Origin of the sequence: Enterococcus sp. DIV1089c (assembly GCF_050530965.1) — a bacterium.
Lineage (GTDB): Bacteria > Bacillota > Bacilli > Lactobacillales > Enterococcaceae > Enterococcus_B > Enterococcus_B hirae.
Map to the genome: position 1 here is coordinate 1,658,389 of NZ_CP172888.1, position 22,062 is coordinate 1,680,450.

The following is a 22,062-nucleotide window of genomic DNA, read 5'->3' on the forward strand; positions in this document are numbered from 1 at the left end:
CCACAATAATGTGACGATTTTACCTTTTTTCGCTACGTTTTTATTATTTGGCAACAAACTTGTAATAAAACTTCACAAACCTGTAAATACAATTCATGTTATTCTCTTAGACAAAGGCAAGCTTGAATCCTTCATTTGCAGCCTTTGATTAAAACGAGTCGCAGCTTTTAAGGAATAAATGATCCTAGTCTTCCCCAAAACAAAAAACTGAGGATCATATACGAATCTCGAAAAGAGTCTGAAGTATAAATCTAACTCTTAATAAACGGTGTCCAAGAAGCCACTTCTTAAAAATAAGAGAGAATTTTTCAAAATAAGAAAAGCTATTTTAAAAGATTCTCTCTTATTCGTTTGGAGTTGACCGCTTCTTTCACAACCTGTTCGAGACACGTACAAATTGCTCATTTTTTTCTCATGTATTCTGTACAGTAAAATTATGGTACTGTGCGTTTATCATTTTAAACTACTTGCATTGTGTAGTTTGAACTTTTTTTCTAAAAAATTGGATGATGGTGTAACTGCGGTATCTCTGCTTTATAAAAAGCTAAAACTAAAAAAACTACTAAAAAAGAGCTATAACCCCACTTCTTAAGGTTTATAGCTCTTTTTGTTTTAATCTTTATTTAAATTACGAAGCAACTCATCAATGTGGTTACCATACCCCACTGACTCATCTAATTCAAAAGTTAATTCAGGCGTTTTATAGATGCTTAAGTTGTGTCCTAATTCACGGCGAATCAGTCCACTTGCTTTTGCTAGGCCTTCCTGTGCTTTTTTCTTATCTGAAGCTAAGTCAGATAAAATACTATAATAGATGGTTGCTTGTTGTAGATCTCCCGTAACGTGGACATCAGTGATTGTCACGTTTTCTACACGAGGATCACGAACTTTTTTGCGTAAAATATCATTTACTTCTTTTAAAATTTCTTGACCGACTCGGCGGTCTCGATAGTTTGCCATATTGAGCGGCCTCCTAAAATTAATTTGTTTTGATTTCTTCCATAATGAAGCCTTCGATGACGTCATCGACTTTGATGTCATTAAATTTTTCGATCATTGCACCACATTCATAACCCATTTTAACTTCTTTTACATCGTCTTTGAAACGTTTCAAGCTAGCTAGTTGTCCTTCGTAAATAACGATACCATCGCGGATCACGCGAACGCCACTATCACGTCGAATGTATCCTTCTGTGACATAAGCCCCAGCGATCGTTCCAACTTTTGATACTTTGAATGTTTCTCGAACGATCATTTGACCAGTGATTTTTTCTTCAAACTCTGGATCTAGCATCCCTTTCATCGCTGTTTCGATTTCTTCGATTGCTTTATAAATGATTCGGTGTAAACGAATGTCCACTTCTTCATTATCCGCTTGAATTTTAGCTTGTGGTGTAGGACGAACATTGAACCCAATGATGATCGCATTACTTGCTGCTGCAAGGGTTACATCACTTTCATTGATGGCACCAACTGCAGAATGGACGATTTTCACACGTACGCCTTCTACATCGATCTTTTGCAATGAAGCAGCCAATGCTTCTGCAGAACCTTGTACATCAGCTTTAATGATAACATTTACTTCTTTTAATTCGCCTTCTTTTAAGCTTTCAAACAAGTTGTCCAATGTTACCCGACTAGTGATCGCACGATGTTCTAACAACGCACGTTTGGCACGTTCTTCACCGGCTGCACGAGCAGTTTTTTCATCTTCAAAGACAACAAAGCGGTCACCTGCTTGTGGCACATCGTTTAACCCAGTGATCTCAACTGGTGTTGCTGGTCCAGCAGATTTTTCACGACGACCTAAGTCGTTGACCATCACACGCACACGTCCATAGGTATTTCCTACTACAATTGGGTCACCTACGTTTAAAGTTCCTTGTTGAACAAGTAATGTTGTAACAGGTCCTTTTCCTTTGTCTAGACGTGCTTCAATTACTGTACCAATTGCTCGTTGTTTAGGATCTGCTTTTAGATCCTCTACTTCCGCAACCAGCAAGATCATTTCTAGCAATTCGTCAATATTTTGACCAAATTTAGCAGAGATTTCAACGAAAATCGTTTCTCCACCCCAAGCTTCTGGAATCAATTCATATTCACTTAATTCTTGCATCACGTGTTGAGGATTTGCCCCTGGTTTATCAATCTTATTAACAGCAACGATAATTGGTACGCCAGCTGCTTTCGCATGGTTGATTGCTTCGACTGTTTGTGGCATAACACCGTCATCTGCTGCTACAACTAAGATCGTGATATCAGTGATACTTGCTCCTCGCGCACGCATACTTGTAAATGCAGCATGCCCAGGTGTGTCTAAGAATGTTATTGGTTTGCCATCAATATCGATTTGGTAGGCACCGATATGTTGTGTAATCCCACCAGCTTCGCCACTTGTTACTCGTGAATGACGTAATGTATCAAGTAATGTTGTTTTCCCGTGGTCGACGTGTCCCATGATTGTTACAACTGGTGGACGAGAAACCAATGTATCAGGATTTAATTCTTCTGGTTCAAAGAATTTGTCGATATCTGCGATATCTACTTGGATTTTTTCTTGTGGTTCCATCCCATAATCTGTTGCTAAGAGTTCAATCGTATCTTTATCTAGTGCTTGGTTTTGGTTGACCATTACGCCAAGCATAAATAATTTTTTGATGATCTCTGCTGGTTCACGATGGATTTTCTTCGCAATATCCGCAACGTTCATGCCTTCAGTATACTCTAATACTTCTGGTAACTCACGGAATTTACGTGGTGGTACAGCAGGTTTATTGGAAGTTTGTTGTTTTCCTTTTTTCCCTTTTTTGTTAAAACGATTGCGGTTGTTATTGTTAAATTTACCACGATTATTATTGTTGTTACGGTTTTGGTTTCCGCCTTGTGTTGATCCTTGGCGGTTTTGATTGCCACTTTGTGTTGCTCCTTGACGGTTTTGGTTATTTCCGCCTCCATTATTACTTCGGTTTTGGTTTGTTGATTGGTTTTTTCCTTGATTCACTTGACCGCTCCCTTGACCGCGATCTTGATAGTTGCGGTTATTTTTTTGTTGTTTCGTTTTTGTTTCTTGTTTCTTTTGTTCATTCGGCTGGTTTGTGGCTGGCTTTTGGCTGGCTTGCTGTGCTGGTTTTTTATTCGTCTGTGGTTTTTTGAACGCTTGTTGCAACTTCTTTTCATCACCAGTTGTGATTGCTCCCATGTGATTCTTCACATTAATCCCAAGTTGCTGCGCCTTTTCCACAACGTCTTTACTAGGCTGATTTAATTCTTTTGCTAGTTCATAAATTCGTTTGTTGCTCATGCAATCACCTTCCTAACCTTCAATTAGCTCCTTGGTTTTCTTCGCAAAACCGTTATCTACGATTCCAAATACTTTGCGAGGCTTCCCAATCATCTGCGTGATTTCAGCTTCGGAAAATAGTTCAAAGCAAGGAACTTCATAATATGAACTCTTATCTTTCACTTTTTTCTTCGTATTCTCACTCGCATCATTTGCTACAAACACGATCTTTGCTTTCTGTTTACGAATGTCTGCAATGGTCAACTCCTCGCCGGTAATCAACTTACCAGCGCGCATCGCTAACCCAATGAGATTCATGGCTTTTTGCCGATTTCCTTCATTCATTTACCGAATAGCTCTTTTCGTGCTTTTTGATGGGTTACATAATCGAGTAACTCTTGGTAGAATTCATCTGTCAAAGTCGTTTCTAACGCCCGATCAAGAATCTTCTTATCCCAAGCTTGTTGTACTTCAGCTGGCTCAAGTGAGACATACGCACCACGGCCTGGCATTTTCCCAGTGGGATCAATCGATACTTCCCCTTCTTTGGAACGGGTAATTCGAATCATCTCTTTTTTGGGTTTCATTTCACCTGAAACCACAGATTTGCGTAAAGGAATCTTCCTTTGTTTCATCTCTTCGCCTCCTAAGCTAATTGTTAAGCATCTTGATCCGTATTTTCAACTGTTTCATCGTTGAAAGCAATCGTTTCATATTCATCATCTGTATAATCAGATTGAACGATCGCTTCATCATGAGCGACTTCTTCAGAAGCTACTTCTTGATCTTGCGCTTGTTTTTCATAATATTCAGCCATATCTGATTCTGACTTGATATCGATTTTGTGATTTGTTAGTTTGGCAGCCAAACGTGCATTTTGTCCACGTTTACCAATCGCTAAGGATAATTGGTAATCTGGAACGACAACGGTACAAGCTTTAGGATTTTCTTCATCAAAAATCACATCGATCACTTGCGCTGGATTCAGAGCATTCGTGATAAATACCGCTGGATCTTCGTTCCACTCAACGATATCCATGTTTTCACCCTTTAATTCATTCACGATCGCTTGCACACGCTGGCCTTTTGGTCCAACACAAGTTCCAACTGCATCAATATTTTCATCATTTGAACGAACGGCTACTTTTGAACGATCGCCCGCTTCTCTAGCAATGCTTACGATTTCAACGATCCCATCGTAAACTTCTGGCACTTCTTGTTCGAATAAACGGCGTAATAGATCTGGATGGCTACGGCTAACGAAGACTTGTGGCCCTTTTGACGTATTTTCTACACGAGAAACGTACACTTTGATACGATCATGCGGTTGATAAAATTCATTAGGCATTTGATCTTGTTTCGATAAAACTGCTTCGATCTTTCCAAGATTTACATAGATATATCGTTTATCTTGACGTTCAACGATACCTTGCATAATGTCTTTTTCATACGCGCTGAACTCATTGTAAATGATGGTTCTTTCTGCTTCTCTGACACGTTGTAAAATAACTTGTTTTGCTGTTTGTGCAGCAATTCGTCCAAAGTCTTTTGGTGTCACTTCAAAACGGATGGTATCACCAATCTCATATGCCGGATTAATCAAAAGCGCATCTTTTAATGATACTTCTAATTGTGAATCCATTACTTCTTCAGTAACTTCTTTCACAGCATAGACGTGAATTTTCCCTTTCTTTTGATCAAATTCAACTTCAACATTTTGAGCTTGACCATAATAGCGTTTGTATGCAGAAACTAAAGCAGCTTCTAAAGCGTCGATCACGATTTCTTTTGAAATCCCTTTTTCAGCTTCTAATGCATCTAATGCGTTTAGCATTTCTTTACTCATTTTTCTGTTTCCTCTCCGTGATTAAAATTGGATCGCTAAGCGAGCTTTGGCAATATTTTTTCGGTCAAGAATTAATTCTTTTTCCCGTGTTTTTATGCGTATTTTCAATATCAGCTGTTCAGCATCAACTGATTGGAGAAATCCTTCATATTGTTTTTCTCCATCAACTGGTTGATAAAGAGAAACATGGATATATTCTCCAAGCGCTTTTTCGTAATCTTTCTCTTTTTTTAATGGGCGTTCTGCCCCTGGAGATGATACCTCTAGAAAATAAGCTTGTGGGATAGGATCTGGATCTGCTGCATCAAGTTTTTCGCTAAGTTTTTCGCTAACCCATGCACATTCTTCGATATCGATTCCGCCATCTTTGTCAATGAATACTCGTAAGAACCAACTTTTGCCTTCCTTCACAAATTCTACTTCGACAAGTTCAAAATTTTGTTCCTCTAAAATCGGAGTCACCATTGCTGTGACTGTTTCAACGACGCTACTCAAAAAGTTCGCCTCCTTAAAATTGCTTCCGTAATTCCATTAAAAAGAGTGAGCGAAAATTCCGCTCACTCACAGTTAGTATCATTACCTATAAATAACTATACCATATTTCATTTAAAATGACAAGCTTCCACGCTAACCCTTGATTAGAACATATCAAACAAGGAAAGTTGGTTTTCATCTGGAAGGTCTTTCAATACCCCGTTGTCGTTCATATACTCAATCAACGTTTTAGAAACTTTTCCTCGTGTAGCAAGATCTTCTTTTGATAAGAATGGTCCATCTTTTCGTGCTTCAACGATTTGTTTTGCAACGTTTGTTCCTAAACTTGGGACAGCTCTAAATGGTGCGATCAATGTGTCTCCTTCGATCACGAAGTTCACGGCATCTGATTTATATAGATCGATCATGCCAAAATGGAAGCCTCTTTCCAACATTTCATTCGCTAATTCAAGGACGGTCAACTGATTTTTCTCTTTGACTGAGGCATCCAAACCTTTATCTGTGATTTCTTTCATCGCTTGTTTTACCGCATCTTTCCCTTTACACATAGCCACAAGATTAAAATCATCCGCTCGAACTGAGAAATAGGCACAATAGTATAAAATAGGGAAATAGACTTTAAAATAAGCTACACGTAAGGCCATCAAAACATAAGCCGCTGCATGGGCTTTTGGGAACATATATTTGATTTTAGAACAAGAATCAATGTACCAATCTGGAACATTGTTTTCTTTCATGGCGGATAGATAGGTTTCTCGTAATTCATCAGGGATCTTGTTCCATAGCCCTTTACGAACGGTTTCCATAATCTTAAAAGCCATCCCACTATCTAATCCAGCATGGATCAAGTAAACCATGATATCATCCCGACAACCAATTACTTCAGCCAAAGTTGCATCCCCACGTTTGATCAATTCTTCTGCATTGCCTAACCACACATCGGTCCCATGTGATAATCCAGAAATCTGTAAGAGTTCAGCAAAAGTCGTTGGATGTGTTTCTTCCAACATTCCCCGAACAAAGCGTGTCCCAAACTCTGGGATACCTAGTGTCCCTGTTTTAGAATAAATCTGTTCACTGGTAACGTTCAAGACATCTGGACCGGCAAAAATTCTCATTACTTCTGGATCGTCAGTTGGGATCGTTTGTGGATCGATTCCCGATAAATCCTGCAACATACGGATTACTGTCGGATCATCATGTCCCAGAATATCAAGCTTCAGTACATTATCATGGATAGAATGGAAATCAAAATGCGTTGTTTTCCATTCTGAATTTTGATCATCTGCTGGATATTGGATCGGTGTAAAATCATATACGTCCATGTAATCGGGAATAACGATGATCCCCCCTGGATGTTGTCCAGTCGTTCGCTTCACGCCAGTCGCACCTTTGGCTAATCGATCAACTTCAGCACTGCGAAATTGTAAATTATGATCTCGCTCATAACCTTTAACAAAGCCATAAGCTGTTTTATCGGCAACTGTCCCGATTGTTCCTGCTCGATAAACATATTCTTCTCCAAACAAAACTTTCGTATAGTTGTGCGCTTCTGCTTGGTAATCACCTGAAAAGTTCAAATCGATATCTGGTACTTTATCTCCATGGAACCCTAAGAACGTTTCAAAAGGAATATCATGGCCATCTTTATTTAATCGTGCGCCACATTTCGGACATTTTTTTTCAGGCATATCAAACCCCGAGCCGTAAGTACCATCTTCAAAGAATTCTGAATACTGGCAATCAGGACAATAATAGTGAGGGGCTAATGGATTTACTTCAGTGATCCCAGTCATTGTCGCAACAAAACTAGAACCAACTGATCCACGTGAACCAACTAAATAACCATCTTCGTTACTTTTATGCACCAGTTTTTGCGCAATCAAATAGATCACAGAAAACCCATTCCCGTTGATCGAATTCAATTCTTTTTCTAATCGTTTTTCAATGATTTCTGGTAATGGATCACCGTACAACTGTTTAGCTCTGGTATAACTCAAATCAGAAATCTCTTCTTCAGATCCAGGAATTTTTGGCGTATACAAATCATCTTTCACCGGAATGACCTCTTCACAAAGGTCAGCAATCTTATTCGTATTGTCAACGACGATTTCTTTCGCTAGATCTTTTCCTAAAAAGTTAAAAGCAGTCAACATCTCATCTGTTGTTCTAAAATGCACATCAGGCAAACTATGTCGGTTCAACGGATTAGCCCCACCCATTGAATTAATCAAAATCTTCCGATAGATTGCATCTTCTTCATTAAGGTAATGAACATTCCCAGTAGCAACGACGATTTTGTCCAATGACTTTCCGATTTCAACTAGATTTTTGATGATTTCTTCTAAATCATGTTCATTTTTGACTAGTTCTTGCTCAAGCAATGGTGCATAGACCGCTTTTGGCATCACTTCAATATAATCATAAAACTTTGCTCGATTTCTAGCTTCTTCAATTCCTTTTTGCATCATTGCTTCGAAAATCTCACCTTTATCACAAGCAGAGCCAATGAAAAGATTCTCACGTAATTTCTTCAGTTGTGAACGAGGAATACGTGGGACACGTTCAAAATATTCCACATTCGACATCGAGATTAATTTGAATAAATCTTTTAATCCAGCTTGATTTTTCGCTAAGATCGTCACATGAAATGGCCTTGCTCGTTTATACGAATCGCCTTCTCCCACATGAGCATTGAGTTGATCATGGTAGAGCATCTCATGGTTTTCCATTGCTTCTTTAACGAAAATCCATGCTAAATGACCTGTCGCTTCAGCATCGTAAATCGCTCGGTGATGCTGTTCAAGACTGACACCAAATTTTTTAGATAACACACCTAGACCAAATCGTTTAAATTGAGGATACAGATATCTGGCTAATTCCAGCGTATCGATGACTGGATTCGTCGCCTCTGGAATTCCATATTTTGCATAACTTGTATTCAAGAATCCCATATCAAACGCGGCATTATGGGCGACCAGAATCGAATCTTTTGAAAACTCGAGAAACAGACGTAGGACTTCTTCTTCTGATTTAGATCCTCGTACCATTTCATCTGTGATCCCAGTTAGATCAATCGTTGTGCGGGAAAGTGGGTGTCCAGGATCAATAAATTCATCAAAGCTTTCAATGACATTCCCTTTATACATCTTGACCGCAGCTAATTCGATGATCGTATCATAAACAGCAGATAGTCCAGTGGTTTCCACGTCAAATACGACATATGTTCCTTCATTCAAAGAAACATGTTCATCATTGTAAGCAATCGGCACACCATCATCTACAACATTGGCTTCAACCCCATAAAGAATTTTCACGCCTGCTTTTTTACCGGCACTATGCGCTTCAGGAAATGCTTGTGCCCCTCCATGATCCGTGATCGCAATCGCTTTGTGTCCCCATTTTCCAGCTTGAGCCACAAGGTCAGAGATACTATTGGTTGCATCCATCGTACTCATATTACTATGAACATGTAATTCCACTCGTTTCTCATCGTCAGGAGCATAGTCTTTACGAGGTGCATGCTTCACCTCAATGATATCTTGTGCATTCATCACCAGGTCTCGCACAAATGTATCTTCTTGGATACTTCCTCTAACTTTTAACCAGCTTCCTACGCTGATTGCATCAAAGATTTGTTCATCTTTTTCATTATTTGAAAATTTCTTAACAATAAAAGAAGAAGTATAATCGGTGATTTTTAACGTTAGGATCTTACGTTTTGAACGTAGCTCACGCACTTCTTTATCAAATACATAGCCTTCCAAGGTCACACGACGTTCTTCTTCAACGATATTGATCATTGGTATTGTCGGTTCATCTGCTGGAATATTACGACCTAACTGGATCGGTCCATCTAGTACAGGAAGTTGCTCTTTTCTTTCTTTTTTCTTTTGTTCATGGACAATCAAACTTTCCGCAGCTTGCTTCATGAACGCTTCTGCTTGTTCTTGCTTCCGCTCTTCAAACAGTTTTAGCACACGTTCTGCTTGTTCTTCATCAATTTCAGGTTCGATACGAAATTTAGGGAACCCGTAGCTGACAAACAGCGTTTCAACTAAAGGTAGATATTGTTGCTTTAAATAATTAATAGCGCCATTGCTATCTACTGGCAAGACAATTTTCTTTTCCTTCAATATAGGGACTTGTGTTTTTAAAACTTGTTGAGCCAACGGCGTATCGCATTGTTGGCTTTCTAAAGCTTGTGCCCAATAATCTTGTAATAATTTTTCATCAAACTGCTGATCATCAGCTTTGATAGTTAATCTGATCTGTGCAATATCTTTAAATGCCAGTGTCAAATTTTGGAGCAATGATCGATAAAGCATGATCGGTAAAATTTGAGTAAAGTGTAGGGTAAACTCCCACAATCTTGATTTGCGGTGAACCACTACACGCTCCATTTCGCCAGCAGAGATTAGTGGATGATTTTTTTCCACTTCTTCTAGTTGGATTTGTTCCAACAATTTTTCAAATAACTCTCGTTTTTCTGACAAAACCATACGCCCTTTCTGACGAGGACAAATCAATGCTATTTCATTTGAACCTCTTCTTCTTTCAGTACTATTTAGTATACCCGTTTTTACATGGATTTACATTAAAAAAACGACAAAGAATTTTCTTTCTCGTTCTAAATCGTTGATTACTTAGCTAAATGAATCCTCACAACGTAAGCTGATTGGTACTCCTTGCTCTTGCAACGTAGTAACATGCAGTTCGCCCCAATCACATAACGCATCTAACACACTACTTAATGTTTGACCATATTCACTTAAGGAATAAACAACTTTTGGTGGAACCTGATGATATGAGGTTCGTACAACAATACCGTCTGCTTCTAATTCACGCAATTGTTGAGTCAACATCTTTTGGCTAAGATTAGGAATTTTTCGTTTTAAGTCGCTGGGACGAAGCGGACTGTGACGCAGGTTGCATAAAATAATCGGTTTCCATTTCCCACCGATAACATCCATCGTGGCTTCTACACCAATATTATACGTTTTTCCAATCATATTTCCCTCCTAAAATCCTTTTACTATCCAATAGTTACTTTTTAGACACTATAGCACAATAAAGTAGGTACTATCTATTAGAGCCTATCTAGTATACATTATATCTATTGAAAATTAAAGGAGGAGTATAGATGATCCATTCATTGAATGATCGAATCATGTTAAATAACCAAATAGAAATTCCAGGGATAGGACTTGGTGTCTTTCAAATCCCTGATACCCAAACTGCTGAAGTAGTCAAAGAAGGCATTGTAAAGGGCTATCGGTTGATTGATACTGCTCAAATATATGATAATGAAATTGGTACAGGAATCGGAATCAAAGAAGGGCTGAAAGCTGCTGGAATTTCTCGAGAAGAACTATTCGTAACCTCCAAAGTCTGGAACGATCATTTAACCTATGACGAAACGATCCAAGCTTTTGAAACCAGTTTAGCACGTCTAGGACTAGACTATCTAGATCTTTATTTAATCCATTGGCCTGGCGAAGATGCATTTTTAGAGTCATGGCGTGCTTTGGAACAATTATATCAAGCGGGGAAAATCAAAGCGATTGGTGTTAGCAATTTTCAAATCACTCATTTAGAAAAATTATTGACACATGCGAATGTCATTCCCGTTCTCAACCAAGTGGAACTACATCCAAAGTTATCTCAAATTGAACTACGCAATTTCTGCGCAAAACATGCAATAAAGATCCAAGCGTGGTCCCCTTTGATGCAAGGGAAACTATTGAATCACCCAACTATAGTAGAGATTGCTGAAGCGCATCATATTACTCCAGCCCAAGTAATCTTACGTTGGGATGTCCAGCAAGACATCTTATTAGTGGTCAAGTCAGTTAAGCCCGAACGAATGAAAAGTAATGCTGACATTTTTGATTTCGTTCTTTCTGAAGATGAAATGACGGTTTTGAATGCACTGAACGATCATTTTCGGGTAGGACCAAATCCTGATACATTCGATTTTAAATAAAGGAGGAAGATGTAAGATGGAACTAGGTTTATCTCATAAGGTTGCGTTAGTCACTGGCTCAACGAAAGGCATCGGAAAGGCCATTGCGATTGAATTGGCAAAAGAAGGTGCAGATGTCATCATCAACGGTCGTCACGCACCGCTTGTTGATCAAGTGGTCACTGAATTAAAAGAAAAATTCCCCCGAACTAACCCTCAGCGTGCGCCATTTGATTTAGCAGATCCAGAAGCACGGCAAGAACTGTTTACGCAATTTCCTACAGTAGATATTTTGATCAATAATATGGGGATTTTTGAACCGATGGATTATTTAGCTATCACAGATGATATTTGGGAACATTTTTTCCAAGTCAATGTACTTGCTGGAAATGCATTAGCCAAAAATTATTTACCTAAAATGTTGAAGCAAGATTTTGGTCGTATCCTTTTTATTGCGAGTGAAGAAGCAGTGATGCCTTCAGGTGAAATGGCTCAATACAGTATGACCAAAACGATGAATCTTTCTTTAGCAAAAAGTTTATCCAAATTGACTGTTGGCTCTCAAGTGACCGTCAACACGATCATGCCTGGCTCCACCTTGACAGAGGGCGTTCAAGAAATGTTAACAACAATGTACGCAGACAGCCAATTGCCTGAATCTGAATGGGAACAAGATTTTATGAAAAATCATCGTCCACTCTCACAGATCCAACGCTTAATCCGACCAGAAGAAATCGGGCGTTTTGTTGCCTTTGTTTCTAGCCCCTATGCAACTTCTTTTTCTGGCGCTGCCTTGCGACTTGATGGAGGATTGGTGCCAACGATTTATTAAGAACGATTTTGTAACACAAATCAATTTCTTCTTACTAAAGAGCCAGTATGATTTTTCATTCGAACAAATGTGAGAAACAAAAAACGAAGGATACCGAGCCAAAACTTGTCTCAGTCTCATTAGAAAAAAGACAAGCCCAACTATTCGTTAGGCTTGTCTTTCATTTCGAGCAAGAATTTTCTTTCTTAACTGTATTTTATTGATTTAAAAGAATGGGTAACGTATTTGCTAGCTCTTCTTTGCGGACTTCAACCATTTCCCCAGTTTTCTTAATTTTGACTTCAACGATACCATCCACCGCTTTTTTACCTACTGTAATTCTAATTGGACAGCCAATTAAATCGGAATCTGCAAATTTCACACCTGCACGCTCATTACGATCGTCAACGAGTACTTGATAACCAGCAGCTAACATCGTTTGTTCGACTTCTTCGGTTAAGTTCGTTTGGTTTTCGTCTTTTAGATTCATTTGAACAACATGTAAATCAAAAGGCGCGATTCCTTTAGGCCAGTTAATGCCATTTTCATCTGAATTTTGTTCAACGATTGCTGAAAGCAGACGACTTACGCCAATTCCGTAACAACCCATAATGACAAATTTTTCACGTCCATTTTCATCTAATACGGTTGCGCCCATTGATTCACTATAGCGTGTGCCTAATTTAAAGATATGTCCGATTTCGATTCCACGTGTAAATGCCAATACACCATTATTATCAGGTGATGGATCTCCTTCTTGAACAAAGCGAAGGTCTTCATATGAGATCACTTCAAAATCTCGTTCTGGGTTGACATTCACATAATGGAACCCAGTTTCATTCGCTCCAGTAATAGCGTTCGCTAAGTCTTGGACATGACGATCAGCGTAGACTTTTACTTCTTCTGCTACACCGATTGGACCAACAGAGCCGAAATCTGCTCCTAGGTATTTTTGAGCATCTTCTTCTGTTGCTTCTTCTAAGAAATCAACCGCTAAAAAGTTTTTCAGTTTCACATCATTGACATCGTGGTCCCCACGTACTAATACCAATACTGGGTTTTCGTCTGCCATAAATAAAACAGATTTGATGATTTTTTGTGGCTCAGTTTCAAAGAAGTTCGCTACTTCTTCAATCGTTTTTACATCTGGTGTCGCAATTTTTTCTAATTCAAGTTGTGTTTCATGTGATTTTTTAGGGACATAATAACTTGTCGCCATTTCTAAGTTAGCGGCATAATCGCTTTCTGTTGAGTAACAGATCGTATCTTCACCGATTTCTGAGATCGCCATGAATTCTTTTGAATCTTTACCACCCATTGCACCACCATCACCAATGATTGCTCGGAAATCTAACCCACACCGTTTGAAAATCTCAGTATATGCTTTTTCATAATCTTTATACGCTTCATCTAAACTTTCTTCTGATGAATGGAAAGAGTAAGCATCTTTCATAATAAATTCTCTGCCACGTAATAACCCAAACCGTGGACGTTTTTCATCACGATATTTTGTCTGGATTTGGTAAAGGTTCAACGGCAATTTTTTATAGGAATTGACTTCATTGCGAATCAATTCAGTAAATGTTTCTTCATGAGTTGGACCTAAGATCATTTTGCGATCATTACGATCATTGAGACGATATAAATTTGGGCCGTAAGTTTCATAACGACCAGATTCTTCCCACAATTCCGCAGGTAAGAGAGCTGGCATCAACATTTCGACAGCGCCAATCTTTTCAAATTCTTCACGCATGATCGTTTTTAATTTTTCCAATACACGATTAGCAAGAGGCAAATAAGAATAAATACCAGCTGAAACTTGGCGAATATACCCTGCTCTTAATAAAATTTGATGACTTAGTACTTCTGCATCATTTGGAACTTCTCGTAATGTTGGAATCAACATTTTTGATTGTCTCATTCTATATACTCCTTCATTTCTCATATAATCATTTATCGTTTGTAATTATACCCTATTTATAAACTTTTTCTAGAAAAAGAATCGTTGGATATCATTCCATGTGACTAATACCATTAAAAGCATCAATAAACCGAAGCCTGCTAATGTGATAAAGCCTTCTTTTTCTTGGCTGATTGGTTTTCCACGAATCCCTTCCACGACGTTCAAGACAAGCTTTCCTCCGTCAAGCGCTGGAATTGGTAATAAGTTAACGATTCCCAAATTCATCGAAAGAATGGCCATCAAGCTAATGACCGTTAATATTCCTTGATCTGCAGCTTCTGAAGATAATTGGAACATCATTACAGGACCGCCCAATTTATTTAAACTAAAGTTTGTAAATAATGAGCCTAGTGCTTTAAAAATTTCTAATGAACTACTGAAAGCTTGTTGTGTTCCTCCAATGATCTTGTCAAAAAATCCCGTTTTCATTGGTGCTTTGATTCCTAATTGCCCATATTTTTTTCCATTCGTTTCTACCACGCCTGGTGTTACTGAAAGGGTTTGTTTCTGACCATTGCGCTCGACTTCAACATTGAGTTTTTTCCCAGGATTCTCGGTGATCGTAGCCGTTAGATCTCCCCAAGAATGAATGGCATTACCATTGATCTCCAAGATTTTATCATTTTCTTTTAAACCAGCAGTTTGTGCTGCACCATTAGGTAAGACTTCGCCAATTTGATTCGTGTTAGTGACTTGAACTCCGCCATGCATAAAAGCAAGCAGAATAAATAACAAAATAGCTAACAAGAAATTATTCATTGGTCCTGCGAAATTCGTCAACATCCGTTGCCATAATTTGGCTGATTGGAACTGCACGTCTTTTGGAGCGATTCGAAGTTCTGTGCCATCGGCTTCAATGATCGAAGCATCATGCGCGACAGAATAAGTCACTTCTTGTTCTTCCTCGCCATTGACATAGCCAGTAATCGTTAATTCTTCTTCAAGATCATAACGAATCAATTCCATCGGGATACTATTTGTAAGCTGTACTTTTTTACTTAAATTGATTTTCTCTACGATACCATCAGAATTTAATAAAAGAGATAACGGCATTCCCGGAGCCATCTCTGTTTCATCGTCCCCGTTTCCTGCCATCCTCACATAACCTCCGATTGGCAATAAACGTAGTGTATAGGTAGTTCCGTCCTTAGCTTGATGCCCATAAATTTTGGGTCCCATACCAATTGCAAACTCTCGAACGAGAATTCCTGATCGTTTCGCAAAGAAGAAGTGTCCAAATTCATGAACAATGACCAAAATGCCAAAAACAATAATAAATGTAATAATTGTTTTCATTTTACATTCTCCTTTACTTTTTTTTAGGTTAAATAAAACATCTTAATTTTACCATATTAATAGCTATTCACCAATAGCCCTAGTTTTTTTAAAGAAAAGAGGTGGCGCTGGAAATAATCAATTTTTAGAAATAAGCCGAATAATCCAAAACTATTTTTCTTCTGGATTATTCGGCTTATTTTCTGAACGAACAACTTCTAAGACACCACGTATTCTTTTTTGAGTAAGATGTGAACATAAAGCTCGCATATTGATTTGAAAAAAGATAATGCTTCATTCCCATACCCATATTTAGTTAACAACTCATTGGCATACTATTAAACTATTGTTATTTATAAATGAGTAGACGATTAGGCAAGTGCTCATTCAAGTCTTTGATGATCACTAAATCAATCCAAATAAATGCATGATTGGAAAGACAAAAAGCAAACTATCAAAACGATCTAGTATCCCGCCATGCCCTGGTAAGATATTCCCAGAATCTTTGACATCGTAATGACGTTTGATCGAAGATTCAACGAGATCACCAAATTGTCCCACGATCGATAAGAGCATCGTTACAAGGAGCATGAAGAACAGCCCATGTCCAAATAATTCTTTGGCTGGATAGAACAAGAAGTACAACAAAGCAACGACTAATGCACTAGCAATACCACCTAATGCTCCTTCAATTGTTTTATTTGGTGAAACATCTGGACTTAACTTATGTTTTCCGTATTGTCTTCCAACCATATAAGCACCGATATCAGTTGCCCAAACGACAAATAATCCAAAGAGCAAAACTGCCAAACCTTCTGTTCTTGCATTGACGAAATTTTGAAATCCAATACCTACATATAAACTAGTAATTACCGGGAACCCCGCTTCATCAATCGTATAGGTATTCTTTGAAATAACTGATGTCCCTAACAAGATCATGACGATCAAGTAAAAGAGCATAAACGTGCTTGTCTTCTCCGGTAAAAAGAAAAACCAACGTTCTTTTGGTAGAACTAAAATAACTGCTCCAATCGCTGATAATATTCCTTCAAAACTTAACAACGTCAAGCCCTTCATACGGAATAACTCATAGACACCGACGACTGCTAACAAAGCTGCTACAAATTCGATTGTGATTCCACCGATCCATATAATTGGTATAAATAGGACCAGGGCAATAGCAGCTGTGATCACTCGTTGCTTCATGACTGATCTCCTTCTTTCTCTGTTTTCTTCACGCCACCGAAACGACGGTCTCTGTTTTGAAATGCTGCGATTGCTTCTTCTAGATGCGCCCCATCAAAATCAGGCCACAAAGCTTTTGTGAAATACAATTCGCTGTATGCAAGTTGCCAAAGCAAGAAGTTACTAATTCTTTCTTCCCCACTTGTTCGAATAACCAATTCAGGATCCCGCCATTCGGTTGGCAAAAAACCAGTCATGAGATGATCTGCAATCAGTTCTTCGTCAATAGCTTCAATCGCAGTTTCTTCATTTTTGACTTCTTCAGCAATTTTTTTGACTGCTGTCACAATCTCTGCTCTGCTTCCATAATTCAAAGCAAAGTTAAGGATCATTCCAGTATTATCTTTTGTTTGCTCAATTGCTCGACGAACAGCATCTTGTGTATGTTCAGGTAATACTTCTTCATAGCCCATGACACGAACCTGAACGTTTTCTTTGATCAATTCTGGAACAAATGTATCAAAAAAATCCACTGGAAGTTGCATCAAAAAACGGACTTCATCTTTTGGTCGTTTCCAATTTTCTGTTGAAAAAGCATAGAGGGTTAAAACTTTCACACCTAAACGAGAAGCTTGTTTGGTTACTTTTTTAACTGTCTCCATCCCTTCTTTATGTCCAGCAACTCGAGGTAAACGTCGATTTTGGGCCCAACGACCATTTCCGTCCATAATGATTGCGATATGCTGAGGAATGGGACCTTCAGCCGCAAAATGAAAATCACTTTTTTCTTGAATATACTTGTTTTTTTGCGGAAAAAAACGTAACATTCTTTTTCCTCCTATACTTAAAAGTTACCACTATCTTTAGTATTATATCAATTTATCACGTGATTTCCTATGCTGGATTACTTTTTTTAGTTATTTCTACGACTTTTTTCTTATTTTTTAACTTTTGCTATAAAAAAAGCCTTGGACAAGAAATCGTCCAAAGCTTTTTAGTAGGTGTAAAAATACATAAACGGCATTGATAAAAGACTGATTCTACCAAGCTTTATGGTTAAACTTCCAGTAATTCTTGTTCTTTGTCACTAGCGATTTTATCTACTTCTTTGATGCTTTCATCGGTTAGTTTTTGTACTTCTTTTTCTAATCCACGTAGATCATCTTCTGTGATATCGCCATTTTTTTGTTGTTTTTTGTATTCATCAATTGCATCACGACGAATGTTACGAACAGCGATTTTCGCATTTTCTGCTTCTTTTTTTACATCTTTTGCTAATTCTTTACGACGTTCTTCAGTTAATTGAGGAATAATTAAACGAATGACATTCCCATCATTGGTTGGACTGATTCCAATATCACTTGCCATAATTGCTTTTTCAACATCTTGTAAAATGCTCTTATCAAATGGAGTGATCATTAAAACACGTGCTTCCGGGATTTGGATTGAAGCCATTTGGTTCAAAGGTGTTGGTGCACCATAATAATTAACTGTGATTCGATCAAGTAAACTTGCATTGGCACGTCCTGCACGAATTTGTCCAAGCTCACGTTGTAAATTTTGTGCTGCTTTTTGCATCTTTTCTTTTGCTTCTGTCATAATTGCATCTGCCATTTTTTATTTCCCCCTTACAGTTGTTCCGATATTTTCGCCTAAGATTGCACGACGGATATTTCCATGTTCATTTAAATTAAAGACAAGCAATGGGATGTCATTGTCCATGCTTAGTGAGCTAGCGGTAGAGTCCATTACTTGCAACCCTTTTGCAATCACTTCTAAATGAGTCAATTCTTCAAATTTCACAGCATTTGAATCTAATTTTGGATCAGCTGAATAAACACCATCAACATTGTTTTTAGCCATTAAAATAACATCAGCGCCAATCTCAGCTGCGCGTAATGCTGCAGTAGTGTCTGTTGAAAAGTATGGATTCCCAGTTCCACCTGCAAAAATCACGATTCGGCCTTTTTCTAAATGACGTTCTGCTTTTCTGCGAATATATGGTTCAGCAATTTGTCGCATTTCGATTGATGTTTGGACACGTGTTGGCACACCAACATTTTCCAAAGTATCTTGCAACGCTAAAGCATTCATTACAGTTGCCAGCATCCCCATGTAATCAGCTTGAGCACGTTCCATTCCCATCTGAGCACCGATTTGTCCGCGCCAAATATTGCCGCCGCCTACCACGATAGCCATTTCAACGCCTAATTCGTGTACTTCTTTGATTTCTTGGATGATTTCTTTAATAACAGGCGGTTTGATTCCAAAGCCTTCATTCCCAGCTAAAGCTTCTCCACTTAATTTTAAGACAACACGCTGATATTTCGGTGTGACCATGTTCATTCCTCCAATATTTTCTATTGCTATTTTACCATATTCAGGTAATTTAGCCACTAAAAGTCTAACTATTTGTACCTATGCCTAAAAAAAAGAGCTGTGACATACGTCGCTGCTCCTTTTTAATTCCAAATAAGCATACTATCTAATGTTGATCCAACATTTAAAAAGTGACTCGCAAAATGAATCAACATTAGATAACATATACTCAATTTTCAGAATTATTTTTTCACTTGGTTCATAACTTCTTCAACAAAGTTGTCTTCGCGTTTTTCGATTCCTTCGCCAACTTCAAAGCGTACAAAAGTTTTCACTGTAGCACCTTTAGAAGCAACATATTTTTCAACAGTCATATCAGGATCTTTAACGAATGGTTGGTCAACCAAAGCGATTTCTGCTTTAAATTTCTTCAAGCGTCCTTCTACCATTTTTTCAACGATATTAGCAGGCTTACCTTCGTTTAAAGCTTGTTCTGTAAGAACAGTTTTTTCATGTTCTAATTCAGCTTCAGGAATTTGAGTTTCGTTTACATAGCGAGGATTGATTGCAGCTACGTGCATAGCAACGTCTCTTGCTACAGATTCATCAGTTGTTCCATCTAAAACAGTCAATACAGCGATACGTCCGCCCATGTGTAAGTAACCACCGAAAGCAGCGTTATCTTCTTTTTCAACTACTTCAAAACGACGGAAGCTGATTTTTTCTCCGATTACTTGTGTTGCTTCGATCAAGTCAGATTCGATCGTACCTTTTTCTGTTTTGATCTTCATTGCAGCTTCCATGTCTGCAGGTTTGTTTTCTGCAACAAGTTCAGCGATTTCTTTCACTAGATCTTGGAACATTTCGTTTTTAGAAACAAAGTCTGTTTCTGAGTTAACTTCAACGATTGCTGCAGTATTTCCTTTGATTGCTACTGAAGCTAATCCTTCAGCTGCAATACGATCATTTTTCTTAGCTGCTTTAGCCATTCCTTTTTCACGTAAAAGATCTACTGCTTTTTCAATATCGCCTTCTACTTCAACTAATGCTTTTTTCGCATCCATCATACCTACGCCTGTCATTTCGCGTAGTTCTTTTACCATTTTAGCTGTTACGTCTGCCATTATTGTATCCTCCTATAGTTTCTTTTTAAAAAAAGCTGTTTCAAAGGAGAGTGAGGCTTGTCGCCTAGCCTTTGAAACAGCTCCATCATTTAAAAATTATTCTGCTGAAGTGTTGTCGCCTTCTACAACGTCAACGATTTCTTCGATTGAAGTAGCATTGTTTTCTACTACAAAGTCTTCTTCAACTACTTGGTCTTCCCCTTGGTTACCTTCGATAAATGCATCAGCCATTTTTGAAGTAATCAATTTAACGGCACGAATTGCATCGTCATTTGAAGGGATAACTACGTCGATTTCGTCTGGGTCGCAGTTTGTATCAACCATAGCTACGATTGGGATATTTAATTTATGCGCTTCTTGAACAGCAATGCGCTCTTTACGTGGGTCAACGATGTACATTACATCTGGAATTCTTGGCATATCAGCGATACCACCCAAGAATTTTTCAAGACGTTCACGTTGTTTGTTCAAACCAGCAACTTCTTTTTTAGGTAGAACTTCAAAAGTTCCATCTTCTTCCATTGCATTGATTTGTTTCAAACGGCTGATACGTTTTTGGATTGTATCCCAGTTAGTCAATGTTCCACCTAACCAACGATGGTTTACAAAGTATTGTCCAGCACGTGTTGCTTCATCTTTGATTGCTTCTTGTGCTTGCTTTTTCGTACCTACGAATAAAGCTACGCCGCCTTCTTCTGCAACGCTCTTCATGTAGTCATAAGCTGCATCTACTAACTTAACAGTTTTTTGTAAGTCGATGATGTAGATTCCGTTTCTTTCTGTGAAGATATATTTCTTCATTTTTGGGTTCCAGCGACGAGTTTGGTGACCAAAATGTACGCCGGCTTCTAGTAATTGTTTCATTGAAATTACTGCCATTTTTGTTTCCTCCGATTTGGTTTTTATTTTTCCTCTCCCTGTCTTTTACCTCGCTGACAAACTTTTTCAAGCACCTATCAACGATCCAACAGGAATGTGGATTTATTGATACAAAAAGCATCTTCAAACATTATACAAGTAACCTACCTGTATAGCAATAGCTAAAGAGACATTCTTGCTCAACATTCAATATTTTACCTGACTTGCTAGTAAATATCAAGAGAAATCTCTAGTTGCCTCTGCATTTATTCTCATCTTTTATACTTTACTCTCTCATTAACAAATGATCATAATTCCTAGAGTTATCTCATAAATCAGAATAATATTGGGCAACTCGATTTTTTTTTGATATGATACATGTGAAATCTTTCGTAAAGGAGAAAGAATATGCGTAAATCTGAGCGACATTTACTTATTAAACAAGTGATCGGGGAATTTACGATCCGTACACAAGAAGAACTCTTGGCCAAACTGGAGAATTATGGTGTGACAGCGACACAAGCTACGATTTCCAGAGATATTCGTGACTTAAAAATCGTAAAAGTACCAGATGAAAATGGCGTTTCCCATTTTGTTCTTTTTCAAGGAAAAAAAGGACTCGAAGCAAAAACAGATGATGAAAAACGGTTAGTCCAAATGATCGAAGACATCGTGTTAAAAGTGGAACGGGTCCATTTTCTGACGGTCGTCCATACCTTACCAGACAACGCACATCTTTTCGCTGCCGTTTTAGACGATATCAAACCACCTCATATCGTCAGTACGATTGCCGGGTTCGATACAACCATTATCATTTCCAAAGATGAAGAAGAAGCAAAATTGGTGGAAGCCTTCTTACATGCTCCCAAAGAGACAACACTTTTTTAAGCCAACTAAATTTAATCAACGCAGCATGAATCAATGAATGGATGATATCTGTC

General features: G+C 38.2%; 19 protein-coding genes. 3 read left to right on the top strand and 16 right to left on the bottom strand.

The features are described 5' to 3' along the window. Positions 1–612: 612 nt before the first annotated feature. From rbfA to IGL30_RS07755, 8 genes are all read right to left on the bottom strand, one after another. Positions 613–960: a 30S ribosome-binding factor RbfA gene (gene rbfA / locus IGL30_RS07720; RefSeq protein WP_010718887.1), complete on the bottom strand. Its 348-nt coding sequence runs from the start codon at positions 958–960 to the stop codon at positions 613–615. Positions 961–979: 19 nt separating this feature from the next. Further along, positions 980–3,301: a translation initiation factor IF-2 gene (infB, locus tag IGL30_RS07725; protein ID WP_113820733.1), complete on the bottom strand. Its 2,322-nt coding sequence runs from the start codon at positions 3,299–3,301 to the stop codon at positions 980–982. Between the two features lie 12 nt (positions 3,302–3,313). Continuing rightward, positions 3,314–3,625 (bottom strand): YlxQ-related RNA-binding protein, encoded by a 312-nt coding sequence (locus IGL30_RS07730; protein ID WP_010718885.1) that lies wholly within the window; start codon positions 3,623–3,625, stop codon positions 3,314–3,316. Further along, positions 3,622–3,915, bottom strand: coding sequence for an RNase P modulator RnpM (gene rnpM / locus IGL30_RS07735; protein WP_010718884.1), 294 nt, complete (start codon positions 3,913–3,915; stop codon positions 3,622–3,624). Before rnpM ends, IGL30_RS07730 begins: the two co-directional genes overlap by 4 nt. A 23-nt stretch (positions 3,916–3,938) precedes the next feature. Further along, positions 3,939–5,126, bottom strand: a complete 1,188-nt coding sequence (gene nusA, locus IGL30_RS07740; protein ID WP_430618141.1) for a transcription termination factor NusA — start codon at positions 5,124–5,126, stop codon at positions 3,939–3,941. Between the two features lie 21 nt (positions 5,127–5,147). After that, positions 5,148–5,621: a ribosome maturation factor RimP gene (rimP, locus tag IGL30_RS07745; protein ID WP_010718882.1), complete on the bottom strand. Its 474-nt coding sequence runs from the start codon at positions 5,619–5,621 to the stop codon at positions 5,148–5,150. 143 nt (positions 5,622–5,764) lie between these two features. Then, positions 5,765–10,117, bottom strand: coding sequence for a PolC-type DNA polymerase III (locus tag IGL30_RS07750; RefSeq protein ID WP_034698557.1), 4,353 nt, complete (start codon positions 10,115–10,117; stop codon positions 5,765–5,767). Between the two features lie 150 nt (positions 10,118–10,267). After that, on the bottom strand, positions 10,268–10,633 hold the full coding sequence (locus tag IGL30_RS07755; protein WP_063627248.1) for a winged helix-turn-helix transcriptional regulator: 366 nt from the start codon (positions 10,631–10,633) through the stop codon (positions 10,268–10,270). A gap of 131 nt (positions 10,634–10,764) precedes the next feature. Here IGL30_RS07755 and IGL30_RS07760 point away from each other — a divergent pair, with 131 nt between their 5' ends. Both IGL30_RS07760 and IGL30_RS07765 read left to right on the top strand, forming a co-directional pair. After that, complete coding sequence (locus tag IGL30_RS07760; protein WP_010718879.1) at positions 10,765–11,607, top strand: aldo/keto reductase; 843 nt, start codon at positions 10,765–10,767, stop codon at positions 11,605–11,607. Positions 11,608–11,623: 16 nt separating this feature from the next. Then, on the top strand, positions 11,624–12,418 hold the full coding sequence (locus IGL30_RS07765; RefSeq protein WP_375371662.1) for an SDR family NAD(P)-dependent oxidoreductase: 795 nt from the start codon (positions 11,624–11,626) through the stop codon (positions 12,416–12,418). A gap of 196 nt (positions 12,419–12,614) precedes the next feature. On the opposite strand, the gene IGL30_RS07770 is transcribed toward IGL30_RS07765, so the two are convergent. The 8 genes from IGL30_RS07770 to rpsB all read right to left on the bottom strand — a co-directional run bounded on the left by IGL30_RS07770 (position 12,615) and on the right by rpsB (position 21,142). Next, on the bottom strand, positions 12,615–14,318 hold the full coding sequence (locus IGL30_RS07770; protein ID WP_010718877.1) for a proline--tRNA ligase: 1,704 nt from the start codon (positions 14,316–14,318) through the stop codon (positions 12,615–12,617). A gap of 69 nt (positions 14,319–14,387) precedes the next feature. Further along, positions 14,388–15,656, bottom strand: coding sequence for an RIP metalloprotease RseP (gene rseP / locus IGL30_RS07775; RefSeq protein WP_123874700.1), 1,269 nt, complete (start codon positions 15,654–15,656; stop codon positions 14,388–14,390). 384 nt (positions 15,657–16,040) lie between these two features. Beyond that, positions 16,041–16,841, bottom strand: a complete 801-nt coding sequence (locus tag IGL30_RS07780) for a phosphatidate cytidylyltransferase (RefSeq protein ID WP_010718875.1) — start codon at positions 16,839–16,841, stop codon at positions 16,041–16,043. Then, positions 16,838–17,647 carry an isoprenyl transferase gene (locus tag IGL30_RS07785; RefSeq protein WP_010718874.1) on the bottom strand — a complete coding sequence of 270 codons (810 nt, stop codon included), beginning with the start codon at positions 17,645–17,647 and terminating at the stop codon, positions 16,838–16,840. Before IGL30_RS07785 ends, IGL30_RS07780 begins: the two co-directional genes overlap by 4 nt. 229 nt (positions 17,648–17,876) lie before the next feature. Continuing rightward, positions 17,877–18,434 (bottom strand): ribosome recycling factor, encoded by a 558-nt coding sequence (frr, locus tag IGL30_RS07790; protein WP_010718873.1) that lies wholly within the window; start codon positions 18,432–18,434, stop codon positions 17,877–17,879. Positions 18,435–18,437: 3 nt separating this feature from the next. Continuing rightward, entirely contained in the window at positions 18,438–19,160 is a 723-nt protein-coding gene (gene pyrH / locus IGL30_RS07795; RefSeq protein ID WP_010718872.1) for a UMP kinase, read from the bottom strand. A gap of 221 nt (positions 19,161–19,381) precedes the next feature. Next, positions 19,382–20,263 carry a translation elongation factor Ts gene (gene tsf / locus IGL30_RS07800; protein WP_088744925.1) on the bottom strand — a complete coding sequence of 294 codons (882 nt, stop codon included), beginning with the start codon at positions 20,261–20,263 and terminating at the stop codon, positions 19,382–19,384. 96 nt (positions 20,264–20,359) lie between these two features. Beyond that, positions 20,360–21,142 (bottom strand): 30S ribosomal protein S2, encoded by a 783-nt coding sequence (rpsB, locus tag IGL30_RS07805; RefSeq protein WP_010718870.1) that lies wholly within the window; start codon positions 21,140–21,142, stop codon positions 20,360–20,362. A 387-nt stretch (positions 21,143–21,529) separates the two neighbouring features. Here rpsB and IGL30_RS07810 point away from each other — a divergent pair, with 387 nt between their 5' ends. After that, positions 21,530–22,009, top strand: a complete 480-nt coding sequence (locus IGL30_RS07810; protein WP_010737782.1) for an arginine repressor — start codon at positions 21,530–21,532, stop codon at positions 22,007–22,009. Positions 22,010–22,062: the final 53 nt, after the last annotated feature.